This is a genomic window from Streptomyces sp. NPDC059895, from assembly GCF_042731035.1.
Classification (GTDB): Bacteria; Actinomycetota; Actinomycetes; order Streptomycetales; family Streptomycetaceae; genus Streptomyces.
The window spans coordinates 16,240-38,135 of sequence record NZ_JBHWKO010000012.1; the positions used below are offsets into that span (position 1 = coordinate 16,240).

16 protein-coding genes and 1 pseudogene are annotated in these 21,896 nt (G+C 73.0%); 7 read left to right on the top strand and 10 right to left on the bottom strand.

Annotation, left to right across the window (positions count from 1 at the left end; all coding sequences use genetic code 11):
- The gene (locus ACFV9M_RS16405; RefSeq protein ID WP_385063176.1) at nucleotides 1-5,238 is read right to left on the bottom strand and encodes a hypothetical protein; all 5,238 of its coding nucleotides are present in this window, start codon (nucleotides 5,236-5,238) and stop codon (nucleotides 1-3) included.
- A 308-nt stretch (nucleotides 5,239-5,546) separates the two neighbouring features.
- Nucleotides 5,547-6,371 (bottom strand): serine hydrolase, encoded by an 825-nt coding sequence (locus tag ACFV9M_RS16410; protein ID WP_385063178.1) that lies wholly within the window; start codon nucleotides 6,369-6,371, stop codon nucleotides 5,547-5,549.
- Between the two features lie 545 nt (nucleotides 6,372-6,916).
- On the opposite strand from ACFV9M_RS16410, the pseudogene ACFV9M_RS16415 reads away from it, so the two are divergent.
- Nucleotides 6,917-7,156 (top strand): annotated as a pseudogene (locus ACFV9M_RS16415) (hypothetical protein); the annotation flags it as partial.
- A gap of 99 nt (nucleotides 7,157-7,255) precedes the next feature.
- Nucleotides 7,256-7,834: a 1,4-alpha-glucan branching protein gene (locus tag ACFV9M_RS16420; protein WP_385063180.1), complete on the top strand. Its 579-nt coding sequence runs from the start codon at nucleotides 7,256-7,258 to the stop codon at nucleotides 7,832-7,834.
- Nucleotides 7,835-7,973: 139 nt separating this feature from the next.
- On the opposite strand, the gene ACFV9M_RS16425 is transcribed toward ACFV9M_RS16420, so the two are convergent.
- Entirely contained in the window at nucleotides 7,974-8,381 is a 408-nt protein-coding gene (locus tag ACFV9M_RS16425; protein ID WP_385063182.1) for a YciI family protein, read from the bottom strand.
- Nucleotides 8,382-8,570: 189 nt separating this feature from the next.
- Between ACFV9M_RS16425 and ACFV9M_RS16430 the strand changes: the two genes are divergently transcribed.
- Nucleotides 8,571-9,209, top strand: a complete 639-nt coding sequence (locus ACFV9M_RS16430; protein ID WP_385063183.1) for a LysE family translocator — start codon at nucleotides 8,571-8,573, stop codon at nucleotides 9,207-9,209.
- 24 nt (nucleotides 9,210-9,233) lie between these two features.
- On the opposite strand, the gene ACFV9M_RS16435 is transcribed toward ACFV9M_RS16430, so the two are convergent.
- Nucleotides 9,234-10,151, bottom strand: coding sequence for a hypothetical protein (locus ACFV9M_RS16435; protein ID WP_385063185.1), 918 nt, complete (start codon nucleotides 10,149-10,151; stop codon nucleotides 9,234-9,236).
- Nucleotides 10,152-10,327: 176 nt separating this feature from the next.
- Between ACFV9M_RS16435 and gcvH the strand changes: the two genes are divergently transcribed.
- On the top strand, nucleotides 10,328-10,723 hold the full coding sequence (gene gcvH / locus ACFV9M_RS16440; RefSeq protein WP_385063187.1) for a glycine cleavage system protein GcvH: 396 nt from the start codon (nucleotides 10,328-10,330) through the stop codon (nucleotides 10,721-10,723).
- Between the two features lie 241 nt (nucleotides 10,724-10,964).
- Here the strand turns inward: gcvH and ACFV9M_RS16445 are convergent, their stop codons facing one another.
- The 6 genes from ACFV9M_RS16445 to ACFV9M_RS16470 form a co-directional block, all read right to left on the bottom strand.
- Nucleotides 10,965-13,535, bottom strand: a complete 2,571-nt coding sequence (locus tag ACFV9M_RS16445; RefSeq protein ID WP_385102470.1) for a family 78 glycoside hydrolase catalytic domain — start codon at nucleotides 13,533-13,535, stop codon at nucleotides 10,965-10,967.
- Between the two features lie 78 nt (nucleotides 13,536-13,613).
- Nucleotides 13,614-14,522, bottom strand: a complete 909-nt coding sequence (locus tag ACFV9M_RS16450; protein WP_385063191.1) for a carbohydrate ABC transporter permease — start codon at nucleotides 14,520-14,522, stop codon at nucleotides 13,614-13,616.
- A gap of 6 nt (nucleotides 14,523-14,528) precedes the next feature.
- A complete protein-coding gene (locus ACFV9M_RS16455; protein ID WP_385063193.1) occupies nucleotides 14,529-15,413 on the bottom strand; it encodes a carbohydrate ABC transporter permease in 885 nt (294 codons plus the stop codon).
- A gap of 150 nt (nucleotides 15,414-15,563) precedes the next feature.
- Complete coding sequence (locus ACFV9M_RS16460) at nucleotides 15,564-16,241, bottom strand: extracellular solute-binding protein (protein ID WP_385063412.1); 678 nt, start codon at nucleotides 16,239-16,241, stop codon at nucleotides 15,564-15,566.
- Between the two features lie 817 nt (nucleotides 16,242-17,058).
- Nucleotides 17,059-18,162 (bottom strand): EamA family transporter, encoded by a 1,104-nt coding sequence (locus ACFV9M_RS16465; protein WP_385063195.1) that lies wholly within the window; start codon nucleotides 18,160-18,162, stop codon nucleotides 17,059-17,061.
- Nucleotides 18,159-18,767 (bottom strand): TetR/AcrR family transcriptional regulator, encoded by a 609-nt coding sequence (locus ACFV9M_RS16470; protein ID WP_385063197.1) that lies wholly within the window; start codon nucleotides 18,765-18,767, stop codon nucleotides 18,159-18,161. The genes ACFV9M_RS16465 and ACFV9M_RS16470 overlap by 4 nt, the downstream gene beginning before the upstream one ends.
- 154 nt (nucleotides 18,768-18,921) lie before the next feature.
- On the opposite strand from ACFV9M_RS16470, the gene ACFV9M_RS16475 reads away from it, so the two are divergent.
- From ACFV9M_RS16475 to ACFV9M_RS16485, 3 genes are all read left to right on the top strand, one after another.
- Entirely contained in the window at nucleotides 18,922-19,887 is a 966-nt protein-coding gene (locus ACFV9M_RS16475) for a C45 family autoproteolytic acyltransferase/hydolase (RefSeq protein ID WP_385063199.1), read from the top strand.
- A gap of 253 nt (nucleotides 19,888-20,140) precedes the next feature.
- The gene (locus ACFV9M_RS16480; protein WP_385063200.1) at nucleotides 20,141-20,896 is read left to right on the top strand and encodes an esterase/lipase family protein; all 756 of its coding nucleotides are present in this window, start codon (nucleotides 20,141-20,143) and stop codon (nucleotides 20,894-20,896) included.
- 366 nt (nucleotides 20,897-21,262) lie between these two features.
- Complete coding sequence (locus tag ACFV9M_RS16485) at nucleotides 21,263-21,871, top strand: hypothetical protein (RefSeq protein WP_385063202.1); 609 nt, start codon at nucleotides 21,263-21,265, stop codon at nucleotides 21,869-21,871.
- Nucleotides 21,872-21,896 lie beyond the last annotated feature (25 nt).

The window sequence follows — 21,896 nt, forward strand, 5'->3', positions numbered from 1 at the left end:
TCAGTCGTCGTCCGCCGGGGTGAGGACGTGCAGGGGGTCCGACACATGAGCGGCGGTGGTTCCGGTCAGCATGCGGCGGGCGGCCGGCAGCGGAACGCGTACCACGAGCGGGTGGCTGAGGACGACGTCGCGCGTGGCGGTGTTGCGGCCGCGGGGCCGGATGCCTTGCGTGAGGCGGTTGTGGATGTCCGCGACGACACGGAACTCGGCGGTGAACTGGACGAGCACCGACTCCGTCTTGGGTTTGCTCAGCGGCACGGTTCCCGACGCGTGTCCGGCGAGTGTGGAGAGGTCGGACGCCTGGGCGCCGGTCAGCACGGCGTCGGTCATCCGGCCGGGGTCGGTCAGCAGGGGTCCCGCGCCGCCGTGGCCGCGGGTGCCGCGTCCGTGGTCCGTGCCGGTGTGGAGGTCGGTGGCGGCCGCGCGGCCCTCCTCGGGGCCGCTCTGGGCCACGGTCTCGAAGATCGTGGTGTCGCTGCGTCCCAGTACACGGCCGTTCCGCAGCCGGGCGTGCAGTGAGCAGGCGAGGTCCTGGCCCTCGAGACCGGAGTGGTGGTTGACGGGGAGGCTGCAGCCCGCGGACACCAGCAGGGGGAGGGCGGCCATGAGCCACTCGGTGGAGACGGACTCCGACTGGGCGTAGGCCGCGTGGCTGAGGGCCGCCGGATCGAACCGTTCGCTGCCGCCTGCGTCGCGGACCGCGCCGCCGATGGCCGTGCGCAGTTGTCCGGCCCCCTGGAAGCCGTTCACCTGGACCTCCAGGGGCAGGGTCGCGCCGCGGCTGCGCCAGGTCCGCAGGTCGGCGGGCGAGGTGGGCGTCGTCCGCCGCAGACCGGTGCCCGCGCCGGGGGCCGTCACCGGCCGCAGCCGGGACAGGGCCTCCATGTCCTTCTCCAGCGCGCGGTAGACGAGACTGCTGTCGCCGATCTCGGCTCGCGCGACCCGCCCGTCGGAGGAGAACAGCGCCAGTTCAACCGTGATCGGCACCCTCATCCTGACGGAGGGCGCGCTCGCGTCGATGATGGTGCGGATACCGACCTGGGTGCGCGAGGTCTCCCCCGTCCTGCGCGCCGCCGAGGTGACGGCGCCGCCGCCCAGGGTGCCCGCGCTGCTGTCGACGGCGCCGCTGCTCGGTTCGCCCGTTCCCGCCACCGTGGCGCTCGCGCCGATCGTGCGGCCCCGTGCCGAGTTCTCCGTGCGGTCCATGACGGCGACGGTGGCGAATTCCATGTCGCGGTCCCCGTCGGTGCGTCCGACCGGCCGGGCGTCGCCGGTGCGCCGGATGCTCAGCACGGCCCGGTAGCGCTGTACACGGTTGCGGAAGAGTTCGACCGCGACACCGCCGTCCATGGCTCCCGACAGCAGGCCGACGGCGCCGTCCCGGTCGAGGATCCGCAGGAGTCTCTGCACGTTGCCGTAGGGGTCGTCCAGTTGGCGTTCGGGCAGCAGTGCCGCGGCGAGTCCGGCGTCGCGGATGTTCCCCCGCAGGTCGCGCAGGAGGGGGACGAGGTCGGGCATGTCCTCGATCAGGCCGAATCCGAGTGGCAGGTCACGGGCGAGGGCCGGCGGCAACGGGGGCGTCGGCGCACTGTCCCGCGCCGTGTCGCGGGGGGTCGCCCGGTCCGTGCCCGCCGGGGCGGGGTCCTGGGTGTCCGTGCTCGTGGTTCCGGCCGGCGCGTGGCCCGGGGCGGGCGTGGCCGCCGTGTCCTGCGGCGGGCGGGTCTGCTGCGGCCGGCCTGTGTCCTGCGGCCGTTCGCCGTCGTGTGCGTGCGGGGGCCGCAGTCCCGCCGCGGCGAGCTGGTCCTCGCTCAGCCACAGGCCGACCGCGCCGGGCATCGTCTGTTCGGCGGCGGACACACCCTGGCTCGCCGGTCCGGAGGACACCTCGGCCACCATGCGCACCAGCAGGTCGCACTGGACCAGGTAGAAGGTGCGGCCCCTGGGGACCACGGCGTTGCGCTCGACCGTGCCGGTGAGGGAGACGCCCTGCGCGGTGCCGCGGTGGGTGGCCCTGCTCCCCGACAGGCCTTCGCCCATCTGCCAGTGGTCTCCCTGTTCCCGTCCGGAGCCGCCGTAGCCGTAGGAGTGGGTGACGGTGCGTGACTTCTGGCCGGTGGCCTGGTGTCCGCCCAGGGACATGTTCTCGGTGCCGGGTCCCTGTGCGGTGGTGACGACACGGGGCCGGGTGAGCGCGAAACGCGTGCCGACCGCGCCGGTGAGGGACTTGACCCTGCGGGGGTAGCGCAGGTTGTCGACGACCCAGCCGGTCCCGACGGCCTGCCGCAGCGCCGCGGTGACGGACTGCGGGCTGAGCTGGTTGTCGATGGCCTGCCGCGGGGCGAGGCCCTCGGTGGCGAAGGCGTCGTCCGCCCGGCCGGGTGTGTTGCGGACGGCGGCCTGGGACAGCAGCCGGTAGGCCAGGGCGCGCACGGCGCGGCCGTCGCCGACCGTCTCGACGAAGGACCAGTCGCGGACCTGCGGGCCTCTCACCTGGAGGGCTCCTCCGGTGAGCGCGCCGATGCCGGCCACGTCGACGGGCCGGGGCATACGGCGCAGTTCGGCGGCCCTGGCCCGCAGCCGTCCGCCCTCGGCTCCGCCCACGGTGAAGCCGGTGGGGGTGGTGAGCCGTACGTCCTGGCCCGCCAGGTGCAGCGGGTCGCCGGCGGCCGCGCCGGCGGAGGAGGCGATCTCCTCGACCTCCGGCTCATGGCGTCCCGGTCTGCCGGGGGTGAGGGTGCGCATCGCCTTGCGCTCCCGGGTGACCCGGGTGACCCTGACCCCGAGGTCGAGGGTGGCGCCGAACGAACTGCGGTCGGGTGAACCGCTGTTGAGCGAGTCGCCGCGGACGGCCGGTCCGGCCTGCGTCGACCGGCCGGAGTGCAGCACGCTCTCCGCGGTCAGCCCGCCGGAGACCTTGCCCGGGACGATCTGCAACTGGAGCGCGAACCGGGTGCCGATCTCGCGCGAGCTGGACTGTCCCGTCTGCGAGCTGCTGCTCACGCCGGAGCTGCTGCGCACCAGCCAGTCCTTGGTCTCGCCCAGGTAGGCGATCGGGCCGAGCCTGCCGGTCACGAGGACCTGGACGTCGTGGGCGTGTCCCAGGGTCTTGCGGCGCAGCCGGACGGGGATGCCGGTGGACAGCAGCTGGTCCTTGTTGGCGCGGATGTTGGTCTGGGACAGTACGGCCACCAGGGTGCGGTAGTTGGTGCGCTGCTGCTCGGCCTCCTCCGCGGACGGTCGTGAGGAGTCCTGGCGGTGGGGTGCGGGGCCGGGCGGCCGAGCCGCCGCGGCGGGGGCGAGGAACTCCGCGGGGAGGTAGCCGTCCAGTCTGGGGTCGGTGGCGAACAGCCGCTCCACGGCGGCGATCAGCGGTGCGGAGTCGAAGCGGCCGAGGGCGACGCTCGATCCCATGCCCGCGAACGGCAGTTGCCGCTCGGGCAGTTTCCCGCCCTTCTCGTCGACGGTGGTGTACAGGTCACCGCCGGTGACGCCCTCGGGCAGGGGCAGTCCGAGTGACCGCGCCTCCTCCGCGCGCAGGCTGAGCAGGACGTCGATGTCGTGTGCGGCGCTGCGCGCGACCCGTCGCGGGGTCGCGGGGCCGTCGCCGGTGCCCTCGACCGTCAGCCGGACGGTGCTGCGGTACAGCACCTTCTCACCGCGCACCTCGGCTCCTTGACGGGTGGTCGCGGCCCGCTCGGCCTTGACGGTGCGGCTGCGCGCGACCCCGGGCAGGGTCACCTGCGACAGCCGCAGGGCCGGTCCCGTCCCGGGGGCTCCCACGGCCAGGGCCGGACCGGCGCCCAGCCGGGCGCTGCCGCCCTCGCGGGTGGTGTCGGAGACGCTGTGCGCGACCTGCTGGTGGGTGCGCAGCTGGGTCTTGCCGATGCTCCAGGCCGGTGCCATGGACAGGATGTCCGCGCGCATCCGGTACGTTCCCCGGACGGTGCCGTCGAGGGAGGTGAGGTCCTCCCCCGTCACCCAGCCGGCCAGCAGACGGGGCAGGTCCTCCGTGACCGTCGTCGCGGACGTTGCCTCGTACAGGTACGGGCGGCCGGGGGCTCCCAGTTCCGTCAGCCGGGGGTGGAGCACGGAGGCGACGCTGTCGTAGAGCCCGCCTCCGCCGCCGTGGGGCTCGCCGGCGTCGGTGACCGCGAGCGGTGCCAGCGAGTCGGCGAGCGCCGTCCCGTGTGCCGTGGCGGGTGGCAGGGGGGCCGCGTGGCCGGGGGTGGTGGTGCCGCGGGGGACGAGGTGCTCGCGCGGCACCCGCATCGTGAGGGTGCCGGGCCCGCTCACCGGGGCGGGGGCGGGGCTCCGGGTGCGGTCGCCGCGTGTGATGCGCACGTGGAAGCGCACATGGCGCAGCGCCTCGACGGATCCGCCGTCGCTGCGCAGGGTCCTGGGCTCGGACACGGTGGTGGCGCTGTGCGTCTCGGTGGACGAGGTGAGGCCGACGTCTCCGGCGAGGGCCGCGCCCGCCCAGAGCCCGGGCTGTACCGGTGCGAGGACCGAACCCGAGCCGCGCAGGCCCGTGTTGCCCGTGTGGCGGGTGCCGCTGTTCCCGCTGCCGGCGGAGTTGCGCAGGCTGTCCACCTTGATGTCGGCGCCCTCCGTCTCCGCCTCCCGGTCGGCCGCGCTCATCCGTGCGGCGCGCGCGTCGACGACCTGCCGCGGGGCTCCGGGGGCCAGGAACGTGCCGGGCGCGTCGGTGGTGTCGGGGGCGATGAAGACCGCGACGTCGTAGAGGCCGCTGCGGGTCTTCACGACGAACGAGCGGCCCCGCCCGAAGAACGTCTCGGGCCGGGTGGCGAGTTCACCGGCGATGCGGTCGGCCTCGCCGGAGGGGCCGGCGACCCGGACCACCTCGTCCCGCACGAAGCCGTGGCCGGTGAGGCCGTGCACGAAGGACAGTCCGCCGGCCTGGAGTCGGGTCAGGTAGGGCGGCAGGACGAGGTCGTACTCGGCGGCCTCGTCGACGGTGTCGAGACGTGGCGCCCGGGCGGTGGGGCGAGGAGCGGAGGTCTGGCCGGGGTGCCGGCTCCGGCCGTTCACCATCCGCTCGGCCGCCGTGTTTCCCGCCGTCTGCTGGAGCCTCAGCATCGCCTGCGGATCGGTCGGTGCCGTGGCCGGCAGGCCGGTCCGCCCGGCTGCCGGGGCGGCGACCGGGGGCGTGGGCGGTCGCAGTGTGGCGGCGGCCTTGCCCCGGCCGGTGTCGTGTGTTTCCCCTCGCTGAGCGCGCACACCTCTCCCTTGTGGTCGGCGGAACGGCCGATCGGTGGTGTGCGGGCACCTGGCGGGGGGCCCGCCGCAGGTGATCTTAGGGCAACGGGCTCACGTCTGAAAGGTGAATGCGGGACAACGGCCGTGTGCCTTCGGGCCGTTGGAGGTGGTCCGGTCGAAAAGGCGGCGCACGGTGCGGTGACGGGCGGGACGCGAGCCGCGCCGGGCGCGCCGGGCGCGCGGAGACGGCCGTCGGAGGTCCCGCCCCGCCGGGTCCGCCCGTCCTCGGGCCCACCGGGGGAGGCTGCCCCGCCACGGCGGAAGAGGGGTCAGCGGATGATCGGGGACACGGGAGGAGGAGTGCCGCACAGGGCATGGACGGCCGACCGCGCGGCTCGCTCCACGGCGGCGATGCCGTGCTCCATGCTGGGGCTGCCGTAGGAGAGGACGACGAGGTGGAACGTGCTTCCGTGCGCCGTGACCCGCCCCATGCTGTTGATGGCCCAGCGGTGCGAGTGGGAGCGCTGGAGCCATCCGTTCTTGAGCTGCCGGCCGGTGCCTTCCGCGGAGACCCCCCAGGCCTGGTCGTCGTCGATCTGGCTCATGAGGGTCTGGATCAGGTGGCGTGAGGCTCCACTGAGCGGTGACCGGTCGGCGAACACGGCGTTCAGCAGTCGCAGTTGGTCGGTCGCGGTGGTGCGCGTGAGGCCCCAGTGGAAACCCGGCCCCGCCTGGGTGGAGGTCAGCCCCAGCGTCTTGTTGGCGTCGGTGAGTCCCGGGCCGGCGCCTATCCACCGCCACAGGGCGTCCGCGGAGTCGTTGTCGCTGCTGCGGATCATCGAAGCAGCGGTGGATGTCTCCCACCCGGTGAGTGACCGGTCCTCGTGCTGGGCGCGCAGCAGCAGGGCCGCCAGGATGTTCACCTTCGACAGGCTCGCGGTGGTGTGCGGCCGTGAGCCGTACACCGCCCGCCGGCCGGTCGCGGGCTCCAGGACGGCGACCGACATCTGTATGCCGCTGCGGGTCCGGATCGGTTCCATCGCACGGGCGAGCGCGCTGTCCGCGGACGTCGGGGCCGACGTGCGCGTGCCGCGGCCGTCCGGCGCGGGACGGGCCGGACGGCCGTCGGCCGGCGTCGGGGACGTCTGGTTCACGGGGGAAGGGTGTCCGGCCCGGTCACCGGTCGTGTGCGGGCCGGTGGCGGCGCAGCCCATGAGCAGCGCGGCCGCTGCCGAGCATGCGAGGGCGAGCCGTATCCGCTCGCGGCGCGCGCGGGACCTGTCGTGTCCGTTCGGGTCGGAGCGGACGACGTGGTGTCCTGTCCCGTGGGACGGAGGGGCAGGGCGGCATGGAGACATCGGGAAACCTCGATCGCACGGGCGGGCAGGGGCCGGAACGCGTCAGCACGCCCTCAGTCTTTTCCGGGGTGAGGCACGCCGCACCCCGGTGCGTTTTCCCCCCGACGGCGCAACGCGAGCGACGGCGCGGACCACCTGACGGCCCCTCGGAGACGAGCGGAAGGCCCGTCCCTTCCGGGCTCGCGCACCTTCCGTGCGCCGCTGGGGACCGCCACGCCGTCCCCTGCCGGCGGGTGCCGTGGCCCGCGCCCACACCACTCGTGCCGGTGAGCGCCTCGCGGCGTTCGGAGGAGCGGGGGCGGCCATCGGTGAGCCGACGTCCGGGCACACGGCCGTACCGTGCCCGCGCACGCGGCGACATCGTCATGATCACCGACGACGACTGCGGCGTCACCGAGGAGTGGATGCGCCGCTGGAACGAGACCAAGCACCGGCTGGGCTTCCGGGTCTTCGGCGTGGCCATGGGCGCCCCACGCGCCGCCGAGGACGGCTCGGTCCTGGAGGCCCTGTGCGACAACCTCCGCTCCGTCGAGGACCTCACCGACGTCCACGCCGCCGCCGACCTCTTCCGCCTGATCTGACCCTGCCGCCTCCTCGGCTCAGGCGGCACAGCGGGTTCCTATAGGTTCGATCACATCCCGTCGGAGGACGGGCCCGGACCTGCGCGTGAGGGAGTTCGCATGGCCTTTGTACACCGCACCACCATGACACCCACCAAGCTGGAGCTGCTCGCCGGCTGGCTGCCGAAGCAGAGTTGGTACGTGGGCGACGCGGGAACGCCGGAGCTGCTCAAGGCCGGCGGGTTCCGTCTGGACGACCCGGAGGGCGAGGTCGGGATCGAGTTCATGGTCGTGGCCGACGCCACCGCGCGGGAGCCGGTGGCGTACCTGGTGCCGATGGGCTACCGCGGCGCGGCGCTGGAGGGCGTCCCCGGCGAGGCGCTGATCGGCACCTCCGAGCACGGGGTGCTCGGCACCCGGTGGATCTACGACGGCGTCCACGACCCGGTGGTCTCGGCGCAGTTGCGAGCCCTCCTGCGCGGTGAGGCGACGCCGCAGCATCAGAGCGAGAGCGACACCCCCGACCCGACCGTCACCGTGCACGGAACCGGCCCCGGCGACGGCTCCGACGTCCGGATCAACCGCGTCCTGCGACCGGTCGAGGCCGCGCCGCGGACCTGCGGACACCTCGTCGCCGGGTGGACCTGGCCTGACGGAACGGCCGCGCGGGCAGTGTTCGCGGCCCTCGCACCGCGGTAGGAGCCACGCGGGCCGGGAGGCGTCGGGGCACGGCCCGCGGCGGTCCGGGCGTTCGCCCCGATGTCGGCTCCGCGGCGGACGAGGGCGGCGAGCACGCTCGGTGTGAGGTTCCGGAGCAGGACCCCGTCCATCGACGGGGTCACTCCGTGACGGTGGGCGGCGCGGTCAGGAACGGGCGCACCTCGAGCCACTCGTGGATCGGCCTCCCGCCCGCCCCGGGGGCGGCCGACAGCTCCCCGGCCAGCTCGACGGCGCGCTCGTGGCTGTCGACGTCGATCACCATCCAGCCGGCGACGAGGTCCTTGGTCTCGGCGAACGGGCCGTCGGTGACCGGCGGGCGGCCCTCGCCGTCGTAGCGGACCCACAACCCGTCGGGGGCGAGGGCCTGGCTGTCGACGAACTCGCCGGTTGCCTCCAGCCGGGCCTCGAAGTCCCGCATGTACCCCACATGGGCCGAGATCTCCTGGGGCGTCCACTGGTCCATGGGCACGTCGTTGGCCGGGGCCGGGGCGCCGCGGTAGTGCTTGAGCAGCAGGTACTTGGCCATCGTGTCTCTCCTCGGTGCTGGTGCGACCCATTGTGGTCGCCTTCACCCCGGGGACGGAGCAGGCCGCGGGTTCTCGACATCGCCGTCCAGATGTGCGGAGCGCGGGCCGGCGGGGCCGTCACCCGGTGGTCCCGTCCACCACGGGAAACGGGGTGAGGGGCGAACGCCGCCCGTGCTTTCATGGGCGCCATGGTGTCTGCTGAGCGCTTGCTTGCATTCGCGGCCATGTCGTTCCTGCTGATCGTGGTCCCCGGGCCGAGCGTGCTGTTCGTGATCGGGCGGGCGTTGGCGCAGGGGCGGCGCGCCGCGCTGACGACGGTCGTGGGGAACACGTTGGGCGCCTACGTGCTCGTCCTCGCCGTGGCTGCGGGGATCGGTTCGCTCGTGGAGCGCTCCGTGCTCGTCTTCACGGTGCTGAAACTGGCCGGTGCCGCCTACCTGGTGTACCTGGGGGTCAAGGCGTGGCGGGGACGTGGCTCGCTCCAGGTGGCGTTCACCGCCGGCGAGGCCGCGCGCAGCGGCCTGCGCACGGTGTGGGAGGGGTTCGCCGTCGGGGTGGCCAATCCCAAGACCATCGTGTTCTTCGCCGCCGTGCTGCCGCAGTTCGTCGACCGCGCCCAGGGACACGTCGTGGTGCAGATGCTGCTGCTCGGGCTGGTCTTCAACGTCATCGCGGTGGCCTGCGACAGCCTGTGGGGGCTGGTCGCGGCCACCGGACGGGACTGGTTCGCCCGCTCTCCCGGGCGTCTGTCCCTGGTCGGCGGAATCGGCGGGCTCACGATGATCGGCCTCGGGGTCACCGTCGCCGCGACGGGACGCACGGACTGACCCGGCACCGGGGAGGCGACCGCGTCAACCGGCGGCGCGTCCGGAGGGGGCCGCTGGGGTGTGGGCGAGGCCCAGACGGTACACCGCGAGCGCCACCTGGCCGCGCAGGGAGCGGTCCCAGCCCGGTACGGAGGCCGCGATGTCCCGCTCGTGGACGTGGGCGAGCACGGTCAGCGCCTCGTCGGGGAGGGCCGTCCCGCGCCGACGGGCGAGTGCGACCGCGGCCGTGACGCGCACCGCCTCGTCGGCGGACGTCAACGCGTCGGTCAGCGCGGTGAGTTCGGGGGAGCCGAGCGGTCCGGGCAGGTAGGCCAGGGCGAGATGCGCCGAGGCCCGTGCCTCGTGCGCGCCGCACGGCACGTCGGCGAGCGAGCTCGCCAGACCGGGCACCCGGGGAAACCGGACGAGCAGCGCGGCCGCGTGGGCGGCCACGGCCGGATCGGGGTCCCGCAACCAGCGCAGGAACGCTCCGACATGGTGTTCGGCCGCACGATAGGCGGCAGCGGCCCAGCGCACCGCCACGGCGTCGGCCACGTCGGCGACCGCTTCGATGTCCGGCTCTTCCTGCTCGAAGAGGACGTGGAGCACCGCCTGCTCGTCCGACGGACCGATCCGGTCGGCCTCGGCGAAGGCCCGCTCCGGGTCGAAGGGCAGTTCCTCGTCGCCGCGGTCGCCGATGGCGACGGCATGCAGCACCTGGAGCACGACGGCCCGGTCGGGCGTCGTGGGAGTGTCGACGAGGGCGACCAGCGGAGCCACCGCGTGCGCGCTGGCGGGCCACCTGGTGCCCTGGTGGTAGACGCTGCCGGTGAGGGCCGAGACGGCGGCACGGCGCGCCACCGGATCGGCGTCGGCCAGCGCGGCCAGGTGCCCGGGAATGTCCGATGCCCGGCCGTGGGCGTGGTGGAGAGCGGCCCAGTCGGTCGCCGGCGGGATGCTCACCGGCCAGAGCCTACGGCACCCGCGCCACCGCCCGCTCGGCCGTCGGGTCCGGTCGGTGCGCCGGTGCCGACAGGTGACCGTCCGGGCGGCATGGGGTGACGTTCGAGTGGCTTTGCGTTCCTGGTGCTCCCGCGGGAGGCAAGCTGGTCTCGCCGACCCACCACCGAGGAGCCCCGATGGCGAACATCCCCACAGACCGGCGCTACACCAAGGACCACGAATGGTGCAGCAGGGCGGGCGACACCGTCCGCGTCGGCATCACCGACCACGCGCAGAAGCAGCTCGGCGACATCGTGTTCGCGGAGCTGCCGAAAGTGGGCGACCGGCGGGAGGCGACGGAGCCGTTCGGCAGTCTGGAGTCGGTGAAAGCGGTGTCCGAGGTCTACATGCCGGTGACCGGCACGGTGACCGCCGTGAACGAGTCGCTCGACGCCTCACCGGAATTCGTCAACGAGGACCCGTACGGCGACGGATGGCTGATCGAGATCAGGATGGCCGACCCAGCGCAGCTCGACGGTCTGCTCGACGCCGGCGAGTACGAGGCGTACTGCACCGCGGAAGCAGCCGAATAGGGCGCACCCGCCACAGGGCCCCGCCACAGGGCCTTCGACGGCAGACCGTCAGGACCCGCTCCCTGCCGGACGACGGTGTCGGCTGCTCGACGCGCCGCCGAGGGAGGAAAGGGGGCCGACCGAGGTGTCAGGTTCCTCGGTCGGCCCCGGCTCGATGGGGTGCGCGGTGCGGAGACGAGCGGTGCGCCCCCACGGGCGCCTCACGCGCCGGGCTTCGGACAGCGGCCGGGAGCAGGCGCGGTCAGGCCGCCTCCGCCGTGAGGTCCGCGGTGTGCAGGACGTGCTCGCCCGGTTCCAGGTCGACCGCGGCGCAGCCGGGCAGTTCGGCGGTGGCCGTACAGCCTTCCGGCACGGTGATGCGGGCCGTCACGCCGGTGGCGGTGAGCTCCCATGACAGCGACGCGGTTCCGTAGGGCGTCTCGTGGCGGGTGCGGGCCCAGGAGATGCCGCCGCCGGGGCGTGGCCGGAACGCGATGTGGCGGTAGCCGGGGGCGGTGGCCGTGATGCCGCCGACGACGCGGTGCAGCCAGTCGGCGACGGCGCCGAGGGCGTAGTGGTTGAAGGAGGTCATGCCGCCGGGGTTGAGGGTGCCGTCGGGGCGCATGCTGTCCCAGCGCTCCCAGATGGTGGTGGCGCCCATCGTCACCGTGTACAGCCAGGAGGGGCACTCGGTCTGGGTGAGCAGGCGGTAGGCGACGTCGAGGTGACCGGTGTCGGTGAGGGCGTCGCAGATCAGCGGAGTGCCGACGAAACCGGTGGAGACGCGGGCGTCGTCGGCGAGGACGAGGGCGGCGAGACGGTCGCCGGCGGGACCTCGCTGCTGCGGGGTGAGCAGGCCGAAGGCGAGGGCGAGGGCGTAGGCGGTGGCGCTGTCGCCGGTCATGCGGCCGGAGGGCAGGACGTACCGGCGTCGGAAGGCGTCGGCCACCTCGTCGGCGAGCGCCGCGTACCGGGCGGCGTCCGCGCCGTACGCCAGCTCGGCGGCGGCCAGGGCGAGGTGGCGGGCGGAGTGGGCGAAGTAGGCGGTGGCGACGAGGTGGCGGTCGGTGCGGCCGGCGGCCGGGTCGTCGGGCGGCGCCGCGGGGTCGAGCCAGTCCCCCAGCTGGAAGCCGGTGTCCCACAGGCGGGTCGGGCCGGCGAGGCGTTCCACGAGGTCGACCCACGCCTTGGCCATGGGGTAGTGGCGGCGGAGCAGTTCGCGGTCGCCGAAGCGCCGGAAGAGCGTCCAGGGGGTGAGGGTGGCGACGTCGCCCCAGGCCGCTCCGGGGTGGATCGGCGTCCACATGGGCTCGCCCGGGATGACGGGGACGTACCAGGGGACGGTGCCGTCGGGGAACTGCTCCAGGCCGACGTCGGTGAGCCAGGAGTCGAGCATGCCGACGCAGTCGTAGAGGTAGCTCGCGGTGGGGGCGAAGACCTGGATGTCGCCGGTCCAGCCGAGGCGTTCGTCGCGCTGGGGGCAGTCGGTGGGCAGGTCGACGAAGTTGCCGCGCATGCTCCAGACGACGTTCTCGTGCAGGCGGTTGACCAGCGGATCGCTGCATTCGAACCAGCCGGTGCGGCGCATGTCCGTGTGGTACACGCGGGCGGTCACCCTGTCGGCGGTCAACTCGCCCGGCCAGCCGGTGACTTCGGCGTGGCGGAAGCCGTGGAGGGTGAAGCGGGGTTCCCAGGTGAGCGGGCCCCGGCCGGAGAGGACGAGGGTGTCGGTGGAGTACGCCTCGCGCAGCGGGCGGGTGGCGAGTTCGCCGTCCTGGAGGACTTCGGCGTGCCGGAGGGTGATGGTGGTGCCGGCCGGGCCGTCGACGGTGACGCGGAGGCGGCCTACGAGGTTCTGGCCGAAGTCGAGCAGGTACCGGCCCTCGCCCGCGGGTGTGACGGCGACCGGGGTGATCTCCTCGGTGCAGCGCACCGGGGGGCCCAGCGGGGCGACGAGGGTGCCGGGGTCTCGGCTGCCGGTCCGTACGGGCGTCCACTCGACCGGGTCGGTGCGGTGCGCCGTGCACCAGTCCGGGTCGTGCAGCCGGGCGTCGAACGTCTCGCCTTCGTAGAGGCCGCTGGTCAGGAGGGGGCCGGGTGCGGCGCTCCAGGTGGCGTCCGTGGCGATGACGAGCGTGCTGCCGTCGTCGTACGTCACTTCGAGTTGGGCGAGCAGGGACTGGTCGGTGCCGTAGATGTTGCGGGTGCCGCCGTCGAAGCCGTACTTGCCCCGGTACCAGCCGTCGGCGAGCCAGGCGCCGACGGTGTTGGCCCCCTCGGTGAGGTGGCCGGTGACGTCGTGGGTGCGGTACCGCAGCCGGTGCGGGTAGACCGTCCAGCCCGGGGCCAGGATCTCGTCCCCGACGCGGCGCCCGTTGATCTCCACCTCGTACAGGCCGTGGGCCGTGACGTACAGGCGGGCGTGCGCGACGGTCCGGTCGAGGCGGAAGTCCCTGCGGACGCGGGCCGGACGGCGTTGCGCCTCCGGGTCCTCGTCCCAGCCGGCGCCCACGGGTACCGCCAGCCAGTCGGCGGGAGCCAGGAGGCCGGCCTCGACGGCGCTCGGTTCGCTCCACGCCGACGGCTCGTCGGCGCCCGGGGTCCAGACGCGGACGCGGACGGCCGCGCGTTCCCGGGAGGTCAGCGGCTCGCCGGGCCAGGGCGCCAGGAGGTGATCGGCGCTGTCCACGCGTCCGGTGCGGTGTGTGGTGCCACCGCGCCGGAGTTCCAGTTCGTACGCCTCCTGGCGGCCGGCGCCCGAGGGCAGCGTCCAGGTGAGGCGGGGGGTGGCGACTCCGATGCCGAGTCCGTCCGGGAGGTGTTCGAAGGACACCGGGGAGGGCTGAGGGGGGAGCAAGGGGGGACCTTTCTTTCACGTGCGGGAGCGGACGAGCGGGGTGGCGGGCCGGGGTCAGCCCTTGACCGCTCCCGAGGTGAGTCCCTTCATGACCTTCTGGTTGAGGAAGAGGTAGATCAGGAGGGTGCCGAAGACGTTGATGCAGATCGCGGCGAACAGCGGGCCGTACTGGGTGGCGCCGAAGTCGCCGGTGAAGTTGAGCAGACCGACCTGGATGGTCCGCAGGTCCTGGTCGTTGGTGAAGGTCAGCGCGATGAGCAGGTCGTTCCAGATGAAGAAGAACTGCACGAGGCCGACCGTCAGCAGGGCGTTGCGGACCAGGGGAACGCTGATCGTCCAGAAGGCGCGCAGGATGCCGGCGCCGTCGATGGTGGCCGCCTCGAACAGCTCGCGCGGGACGCCTCGGTAGTAGGTGGCCATCATGAAGACGGTCAGCGGCAGGCCGGTGCCGGTGTAGGTGAGGATCAGCGGCCACAGGGTGCCGGACAGACCGGTCCGGAAGTACACCGTGAACAGCGGCAGCAGGATCATCTGCGGCGGGACCATCATGCCCGCGAGGAAGACCAGCAGGGTGAGGCTGCGGCCCTTCCACACCATGATCTGCAGGGCGAAGCCTGCGGCAGTGCCGAGCAGCAGCATCAGCGCGAGGGCCGGGACCACCGCGAGCAGGCTGTTCTGCACGTACAGGCCGATGTGGCCGGTCGTCCACGCGTCGGCGTAGTTGCCCCACTCCCAGGTGGTGGGCAGGCTCCAGGTGGAGTTGTTCAGGTAGTCGTCGTTGGACTTGAGCGAGGTCAGGAACATCCAGACCAGCGGGTAGACCTCGACGACGAGCAGCAGGCCGACGACGGCCCTCACCCACAGCCGGCCCGCCGTGCGGTGCCGTCGGACCCGGGCCTTCCCGGAGGGCTGCCGGTCGCGGCGGCTCGCGGAGGTCTTCACAGGGGTGTCGATGGTGGCCATGGGTTCTCAGCCCTCCGTGAGGTCGCGCCGCGAGACGCGGTAGACGACCAGGCTCACCAGCAGGCACACCACGGTCAGCAGCAGGGCGATGGTGCTGCCGTAGCCGTAGCCGCTGTAGGTGAACGACGTCTGGAACATGTACAGGGTCAGCGGGGTGGTGCCGTTGCCCGGACCGCCGTTGGTCAGGGCGACGATGGAGTCGAAGACCTTCAGCGTGCCGTTGATGCTGAAGATCAGCGACGACATCAGCACGGGCAGGGACAGCGGCAGCACGATGTGGCGCACCAGCCTGAGGCCCGTCGCCCCGTCTAGGCGGGCCGATTCCAGGATCTCGTCGGGGATGTCGACGAGACCGGCGAAGAGCAGGACGGCGTAGAAGCCCATCGAGCGCCAGATGTCCATGACGACCAGGACCCAGAAGGCGCTGCCCGCGCTGCCGAAGAAGTCGACCGAGTCGATGCCGACCGCGTTCAGGAGGGAGTTGACCGGGCCGGTCTGCGGGGCGACCTGGAAGAACTTCTGGAAGAGCAGGCCGACCGCGACCGTGGGCAGGACGACGGGGAAGAACACCAGCGTGCGGACGAGCGCGGAGGCCCGCTTGAGGAAGAAGATGTAGAGCAGGGCCAGGAGGTAGCCGGCGACGACCTGGCCGGCCGTGACGACGACGGCGTACTCGAGGGTGAACCACAGGGCGTCGTGGACCGCCGGGTCGTCGAGGAGGCGGGAGAAGTTGGCGACGCCGTTGCCGGTGAAGCCGTCGATGGTGTTGCCCTTGGTGAAGGAGTACCCGAGGGACCACACCATCGGGAGCAGCATGATCAGTGAGTAGACGAGGAGGGCGGGACAGAGCAGGAGCGCGATCGCCCTGCGGTCACCGAGTACGCGGTGCATGGGTGGTGTCCACTTCGTTTCCGTTGAAGAGACCTGTGCGGTGACCCGCCGGAAGGTGACCCGCCGGAAGGGGACCGGGGCGGCTCACGCGGGGCACGGAGTACGCGAGGTACGGAAGTCGCGAGGGGCCGGTGGGCCGCCCCGGGCCGGTCACTGGGCGGCCAGCGCGTCCTGGACGGTCTGCATGAACTGCTTCGGGCTCATGCTTCCGGCGACCAGACTCGCCGCGTTGGTCTGGCTCACGGTGGTGGCCTTGGTGCTGAACAGGGCCTCGAACCAGAGCACGTTCTGCTGCGAGATGCTGATGGTGTCGCGGACCTGGGTGGTGACCTCGTTGGCGTCCTCGACCTCGGTGTTCACCTTGAAGCCGGAGATGGAGCCGTGGTCCTTCAGCGCGGTCGTGCCGTAGTTCTTCGCGATGCAGGACACCCAGTCGCCGGTCTTGTCGTCGAAGGAGCGGGCACCGAGGGCGATGCCGAGGCCGACGTTGGAGGGGTACTGGTCGATCGCGCCCTTGCCGCCGGTGACGGCGGGGAAGGGCATGAACCCGACGTTCTCGGCGCCGACCTTGTTCTGCTTGTCGTCGGAGATGTCGGCCAGCGCCCAGCTGCCCATGTAGAGCATGGCGGCATCGCCGGTGAGGAACTGGTTCATGGAGGTGTCGTAGTCGATCGAGCCGACGCCCTTGCCGAAGTAGCCCTTCTCGCCGAGCTCGGCGATCTCCTCGGCGGCCTTGACGTACTCCGGGTCGGTCAGCTTCGCCTTGCCGTCGGCGACGTCCTGCAGGGCGTAGGGACCCAGGCTGCGGTAGAGGTAGCCGCTGATCAGCCGGTAGCGGCCAGCCCTGCTGGCCGGAGGCGGAGAACGGCTGGATGCCCTTCGCCTCCAGCTTCGCCGCCGCCGTGACCAGTTCGTCCCAGGTCCCGCACGGCACCCGCACCATCGCCGGGGCCGGTTCCGTGCACGGTGACGGACCGCGTGCGCGCTGGCGGGCCACCTGGTGCCCTGGTGGTAGACCCACCAGGCCGCGCCGGGACGCGGTACGCCCCAGGAAGTCCCGGAACCGGGTCAGCGTGTCGTCCCCGTCGAGCCGCTCGGCGGTCCGTGCCTCGTGCAGCTCCAGCACCAGCGTCCGCGCCGCCGCCCGCGCCGGCCTGCCGCTGAGCTGCCGCTCCAGGTTGCCGCGTACGGCGGTGATGTCCACGAGTTCGCGCGCCCGCCGCGACAGGCCCCGCTCCAGCCGCTCCCCCGCGCGGACGGTGAACGCCCGCAGCGCCCACTCGAAGCCGCTCAGCCCCGGACACTCCCCCTCGGGTGCCGGGGCCTCCTCGGGCGCCAGGGCCGTCGCCTCTTCGGCCAACACGGCCCAGTCCGGCTGTCCTGCGCGCTCGTCACCGCGGACCAGCCCTGGCTCCCACCAGCGCTCGACCGCCGACAGCGAAGCCCCCGCGCGTGCCTGTCCGGCCTCCGCCGCCATCGTCCCTCCTCCGTCGCCCCGGTCCGCCGCTCCGTGCCACGGCCGATCCTGGTACGGGGCATGCCTCCGCCGCATGGGGTCCACCCCTCCCCCACCCGCCCTACGGCCCGGCACCCCCGACGGCCCGGCACCCCCTACGGCGTGGCGCGCTCCCCCGGGCACCGGGGTTCACGAGGCCGGGTCGGGCCTCACCAGGACGGCCGCGTCGTCTGTCCGGCCGGCGGCGTCCGGTCCGATGGCGGCGTCCGGTCCGGTGGCGGCGTCCGGCCCGGTGGGCGCCGGTCGCGGCTCCGGTCCGGTGGGCGCCGGTCGCGGCTCCGGTCCGGTGGGCGCCGGTCGGGGCTTCGGGGCGGTGCGGGTCGGTGTGGCGAGCACGGCGAGGCAGCCGACGACCAGGACGATGCCGGCCCACCCCGGCGGGGGCAGACGTTCACCGACGACGAGCACGGCCAGGACGGCCGCGACGGCGGGTTCCAGCAGGGTGAGGGTGGTCGCGGTGCTCGCCGGGATGTGTGCCAGGCCCCAGCCGAACAGGACGTAGCCGGCGAACATGGGGACCAGGGCCATGTAGGCGCCGACGGCCGCGTTGGACCAGGAGTCCAGCAGCGGGGCGCCGGTGGCCACCAGCACGGGCAGCAGGAGCAGCCCGCCCAGGCCGAAGACGGTGCCCATGGCCGCGCCGGAGGTGACGCCGCCGCTGATCAAGCGGTGTGCCGCCCAGGAGTACAGGGCGTAGGTGACACCCGCTGCCAGGCCCAGCCCCACGCCGAGCACGGTCGACCCGGCGGACGGTGCCCCGTGGCCGGAGTGGCCCTGGGCCGCTTCGGCCAGGCACAGCAGCACTGTCCCCGACAGGCCCAGAGCGGCGCCGGCCGTCCAGCGGCGCGTGAGGCGGCGCCCGTCCGCGACGCGCTCGATCAGGGCCGAGGCGAGCGGGGCCGAACCGATCGACACCACGGTGCCGACGGCGACCCCGGCCAGGCGCATGGAGGTGTAGAACGCCAGAGGGTAGACCCCCACCGCCAGCGCGCCGAGCAGGACCACACCGCGCCGTGTGCGCAGCCCCGGCGCTTCCCGGGCGATACGCGGAGCGGCGGTGAGGGCCTGGAGGAGTCCGCCCAGGCCCATGGCCACGGCCCCGATCGCCAGGGGGCCCACTCCTGGGGCGAAGGTCGCGGCCGTGCCCGTGGTGCCCCACAGCACCGACGCCACGAGCACGCACAGCGACCCCACGCCCGTCGAGCCGGCCGTATGTCCGGCGGGCCGCGTCACAGCCGGTCCACCAGGTCCGCCGCCATCGCCCGCGCGTGCGCCAGGCGCGTCCCCGCGCCTTCCAGGCCGGCGCGTGCCGTCGCCCCCTCCAGCAGGAACGCCAGATGCTCCGCCGCCGCGCGCGCCTCCTCGGGCCGCCCGGGCAGCCGTTCCTGTAGGTGCCCGGCGAGCAGGGACTCGACTTCCTCCTTGTGCCGGCGCACCACAGCCCGCCCCTCGTCCCCGGCCGGCAGCTCGGCAGCCGCGTTCAGCAGACCGCACCCCCGGAAACCGTGCTCATAGGCGAACGCCGCGTGATCGGCGTAGGCGTCGAAGACTGCGAGCACGCCGTCGCGGCCGTCCCGGGCTCCCTCCAGCCGCCGCCGGTACAGCCCCAGCCACTCCTCGTGCCGCGCGTCGAGATAGGCCCTCACCAGGTCGGCCTTGGAGGCGAAGTTGTTGTACAGGCTCATCTTCGCCACGCCCGCCTCGGCGGTGATCGTGTCGATCCCCGTCGCCGCCACGCCGTCGGCGTAGAAGCGTCGCGCCGCGGCAGCGAGCAGCCGCTCGCGCGCGGTCCCCCGCCGCCTGCCCGGGCGCGCTGCCGCGGTACCGGTGTCACTCATCACGCCGCCTCTCATACTAGGTAGCGTTTTAGGTAGGTCAGTCTACCTAATATGAGTGCCTGGTATGAGGGTGTCCCTCAGCGCGCACCGATCTCTGTCAAAGACGCCCGCGTTCCTTGAAATGTCGGCCCCGGAAAGAGTTGAGTCCTCCGTCATGAGCCGATACCTCAAGACGTTCCACGCCGTCGAGATCGGAGACGGCGGTGACGGGCGATGGGCCGGGCACGCCCGGCCGACACCGGTGAACGCGCAGGACTGGCTGACCGAGGAGGGCCGGACCGCCCGGGGCGCGGCCCGGGCCCGGGACCTGTTCGAGACGCACATGCCCGAGCTGGTCCCGGCGCTCGACCGGCTCGCCGGCCAACTGGACTTCCCCCGGGCCGGGACACTGCTCACCCTGGCGGCGGTGCGGCCGTTCTTCTCCGGCTGCACCCAGATCGGCCGCCAGGGCACTCTGCTCAGGAACTACGACTTCGCTCCCGAACAGTGCGCGGGCACCATCGTCTCCTCCCGCTTCCTCCGCCCCGTGATCGGTATGCAGGAAGGGTGGTGGGGCCTGCTGGACGGTATGAACGACGCCGGTCTCGCGGTGTCGCTCACCTTCGGCGGACGGTTCGTCCACGGTCCCGGGTTCGCCGTCCCGATCGTGCTGCGCTACCTGCTGGAGACCTGCCGGACCGTCGACGAGGCGGTGGACAGGCTGCGCACCATACCCGTGGCGATTCCGCAGAACGTCACCCTCGTCGACCCGCACCGGACCGTGACCGTCCACGTGGGACCCGACATCCCGCTGACCGAAGCGCCGGACTCCTGTGCCGCCAACCATCAGCACCTGCCGGTGCCGGACGAGCAGGAGCGCACCACGCGGACACAGGCACGGCTGGCCGCCGTACGGGAAGCGGGAGTCGATGTCGCGGCGATGCTGCGGCCGCCGCTGTACCAGCTCGGGTACGGCACGTGGCTGGGCACCGTGTACACGGCCCACTACCGCCCTGCCGAGGGCCGCGTCACCTACCACTGGCCCGGCGAGGCCTGGGAACACTCGGTCGTCGGTCTCGTCCCGGGATCACGCACCGTCGCTCTGGGGCTGCCGGACGGCACCGGCGATCACTTCGCGTAGGGGCCCCGGGTCCGCTCGGCCACGGCCACGACCGTTCCGTCGCCGGTGCGGGCCGGCCGCCCGACGCCGGTCGTCACACGCCTGGGCGGTTGCGCCTGTCGTCGGGTGGAGTCCGCCGGAGCCGGGCCCGCAGTCCGGGGCGTCCGGCGTGCCCGCGCGCACTGGTGATTCGGCCGATGGCGCCTGCGGTTCGCCCCACGACTCTGGTCGGGTCAGGCACCCGCATCCCCACACCCCCCGCCAGGAGGGCTCCATGCGTCGTCGTTCCCCGCGCCGGTTTCTCGGCGTTCTCGCGGCCGCCACGGTCGCGTTCACCCTGTTCTCCTCGGCGTCGACGGCCGGCGCGGCCGACACCGCGAGCAAGGCCGCCTCGACCGCCTCCGCCGCACAGTCGGCCGACGCGGCCGTCCAGCCGCTGTCGACCAGCACGCCGGTCGTCTTCGTCCACGGGTACACCGGCAACGCGTCCAACTGGGTCACCGCCATGAGCGTCTTCCAGCTCAACGGCTGGTCCAGCTCCAACCTCTTCGCCTACGAGTACGACTCCTACGGCAACAACGTCACCAACGCCCAGGGCCTCGCCTCCTTCGTCAACAACGTGAAGTCGCGGACCGGTGCGAGCAAGGTCGCGATCGTCAACCACTCGATGGGCGGCCTCGTCAGCCAGTACTACCTGAAGGTGCTGGGCGGAAACACCAGCGTCAGCCACCTCGCCTCGATCGCCGGCGCGAACCACGGGACCACGTTCGCCGGCGCCTGCCTGATCTACACGACGTGTCAGCAGATGTACCCGGGCTCCTCGTTCATCTCCCAGATCACCTCGGGCGACGAGACTCCGGGCAGCACCAGGTACGCCACCTGGTACTCGGCGTGCGACGGCGTCATCCTCCCGTACACCAGCACCCGGCTGGACGGCGCGACGAACAACACCGTGCTCTGCCAGACCCACATCGGGTTCCTGGCGGACACGAGCGTGCTGGGCGAGATCGCCGACTTCGTCGCCTCCTGACCCGCCGGCCGCCGCATCGGTGCAGCCCGGCATGAGACAGCCCCCACGATCGATGTGCGCCCCGTCCCCGGCATGGCAGCTGCCGGGGACGGGGCGCACGTCGTGGGGGGCTGCCCAGGCGGGAGGACGTGCCGTACGCGGGCGGCCACGAGGCCGGCGTCGGCGGTCGGGCCGCCGTCCCGCGCGTACCTCACGACGACGGCGTACCGCGGGGATCTCCACCCCTCGACCACCTCGGCGCCATGTTTCGAAGGTCGGTGGGAGGTCGCGGGGAACTGGCGTCGGGGCCGGCCCGTGGTCGGCGCAGGCCGCCGTCTCTGGAAGGATCGGGCGCCGGAAAGATCAACGGGGAGAGAAGTGAGGAACATGCGCACGTGGACTCGTGCCGTGCCGGCGACGTTGGGCGCCCTGGTGCTGGCTGTGGTGCTGACCGGCTGCGACGACTCGGGGTCGAAGAAGACCCAGGGCGGTTCCGGGGACCGGGCCGAGGGCGAGACGGGTTCGGACAGCAGGACGACCTACCGCCTGGGCGAGGCCAGTCCGCCCCAGGAATCCACCATGCGGGCGTCGAAGGGGGCGACGTACACGGTCACGCCCACGAAGGTGCAGACGGGGACGGAGGCCGACGTGGACGCCTCCGGCCTTCAGCTGGACGCGAGCGACGGCGCTCAAGTCCCGGTCTACGTGTGGACCACGATCACCCACAGGAGTGGCAAGGCCATGGCGGTGGGCGACATGGACGACGACCTGATCGTGAAGACGGACAAGGACGAGCGGACCAGAGCCCTCCTCGTCCTCCTGGGCGAGGCCCAGTGGCCGAACTGCCCGGCACCTGACACCGAGAAGGAGCTGAGCGCGGGTCAGTCGGAGGACGTCTGCAGTGTCTTCCTCGTACCCGCCGGCCAGCAGGCCGCCGCGGTCGAACTGAGCCAGGGCTACTACGCCGATCCGCTGGAGTGGCCCGTGACGAACTGATCCCCGGTCGGGGAGGGGAGAAGGC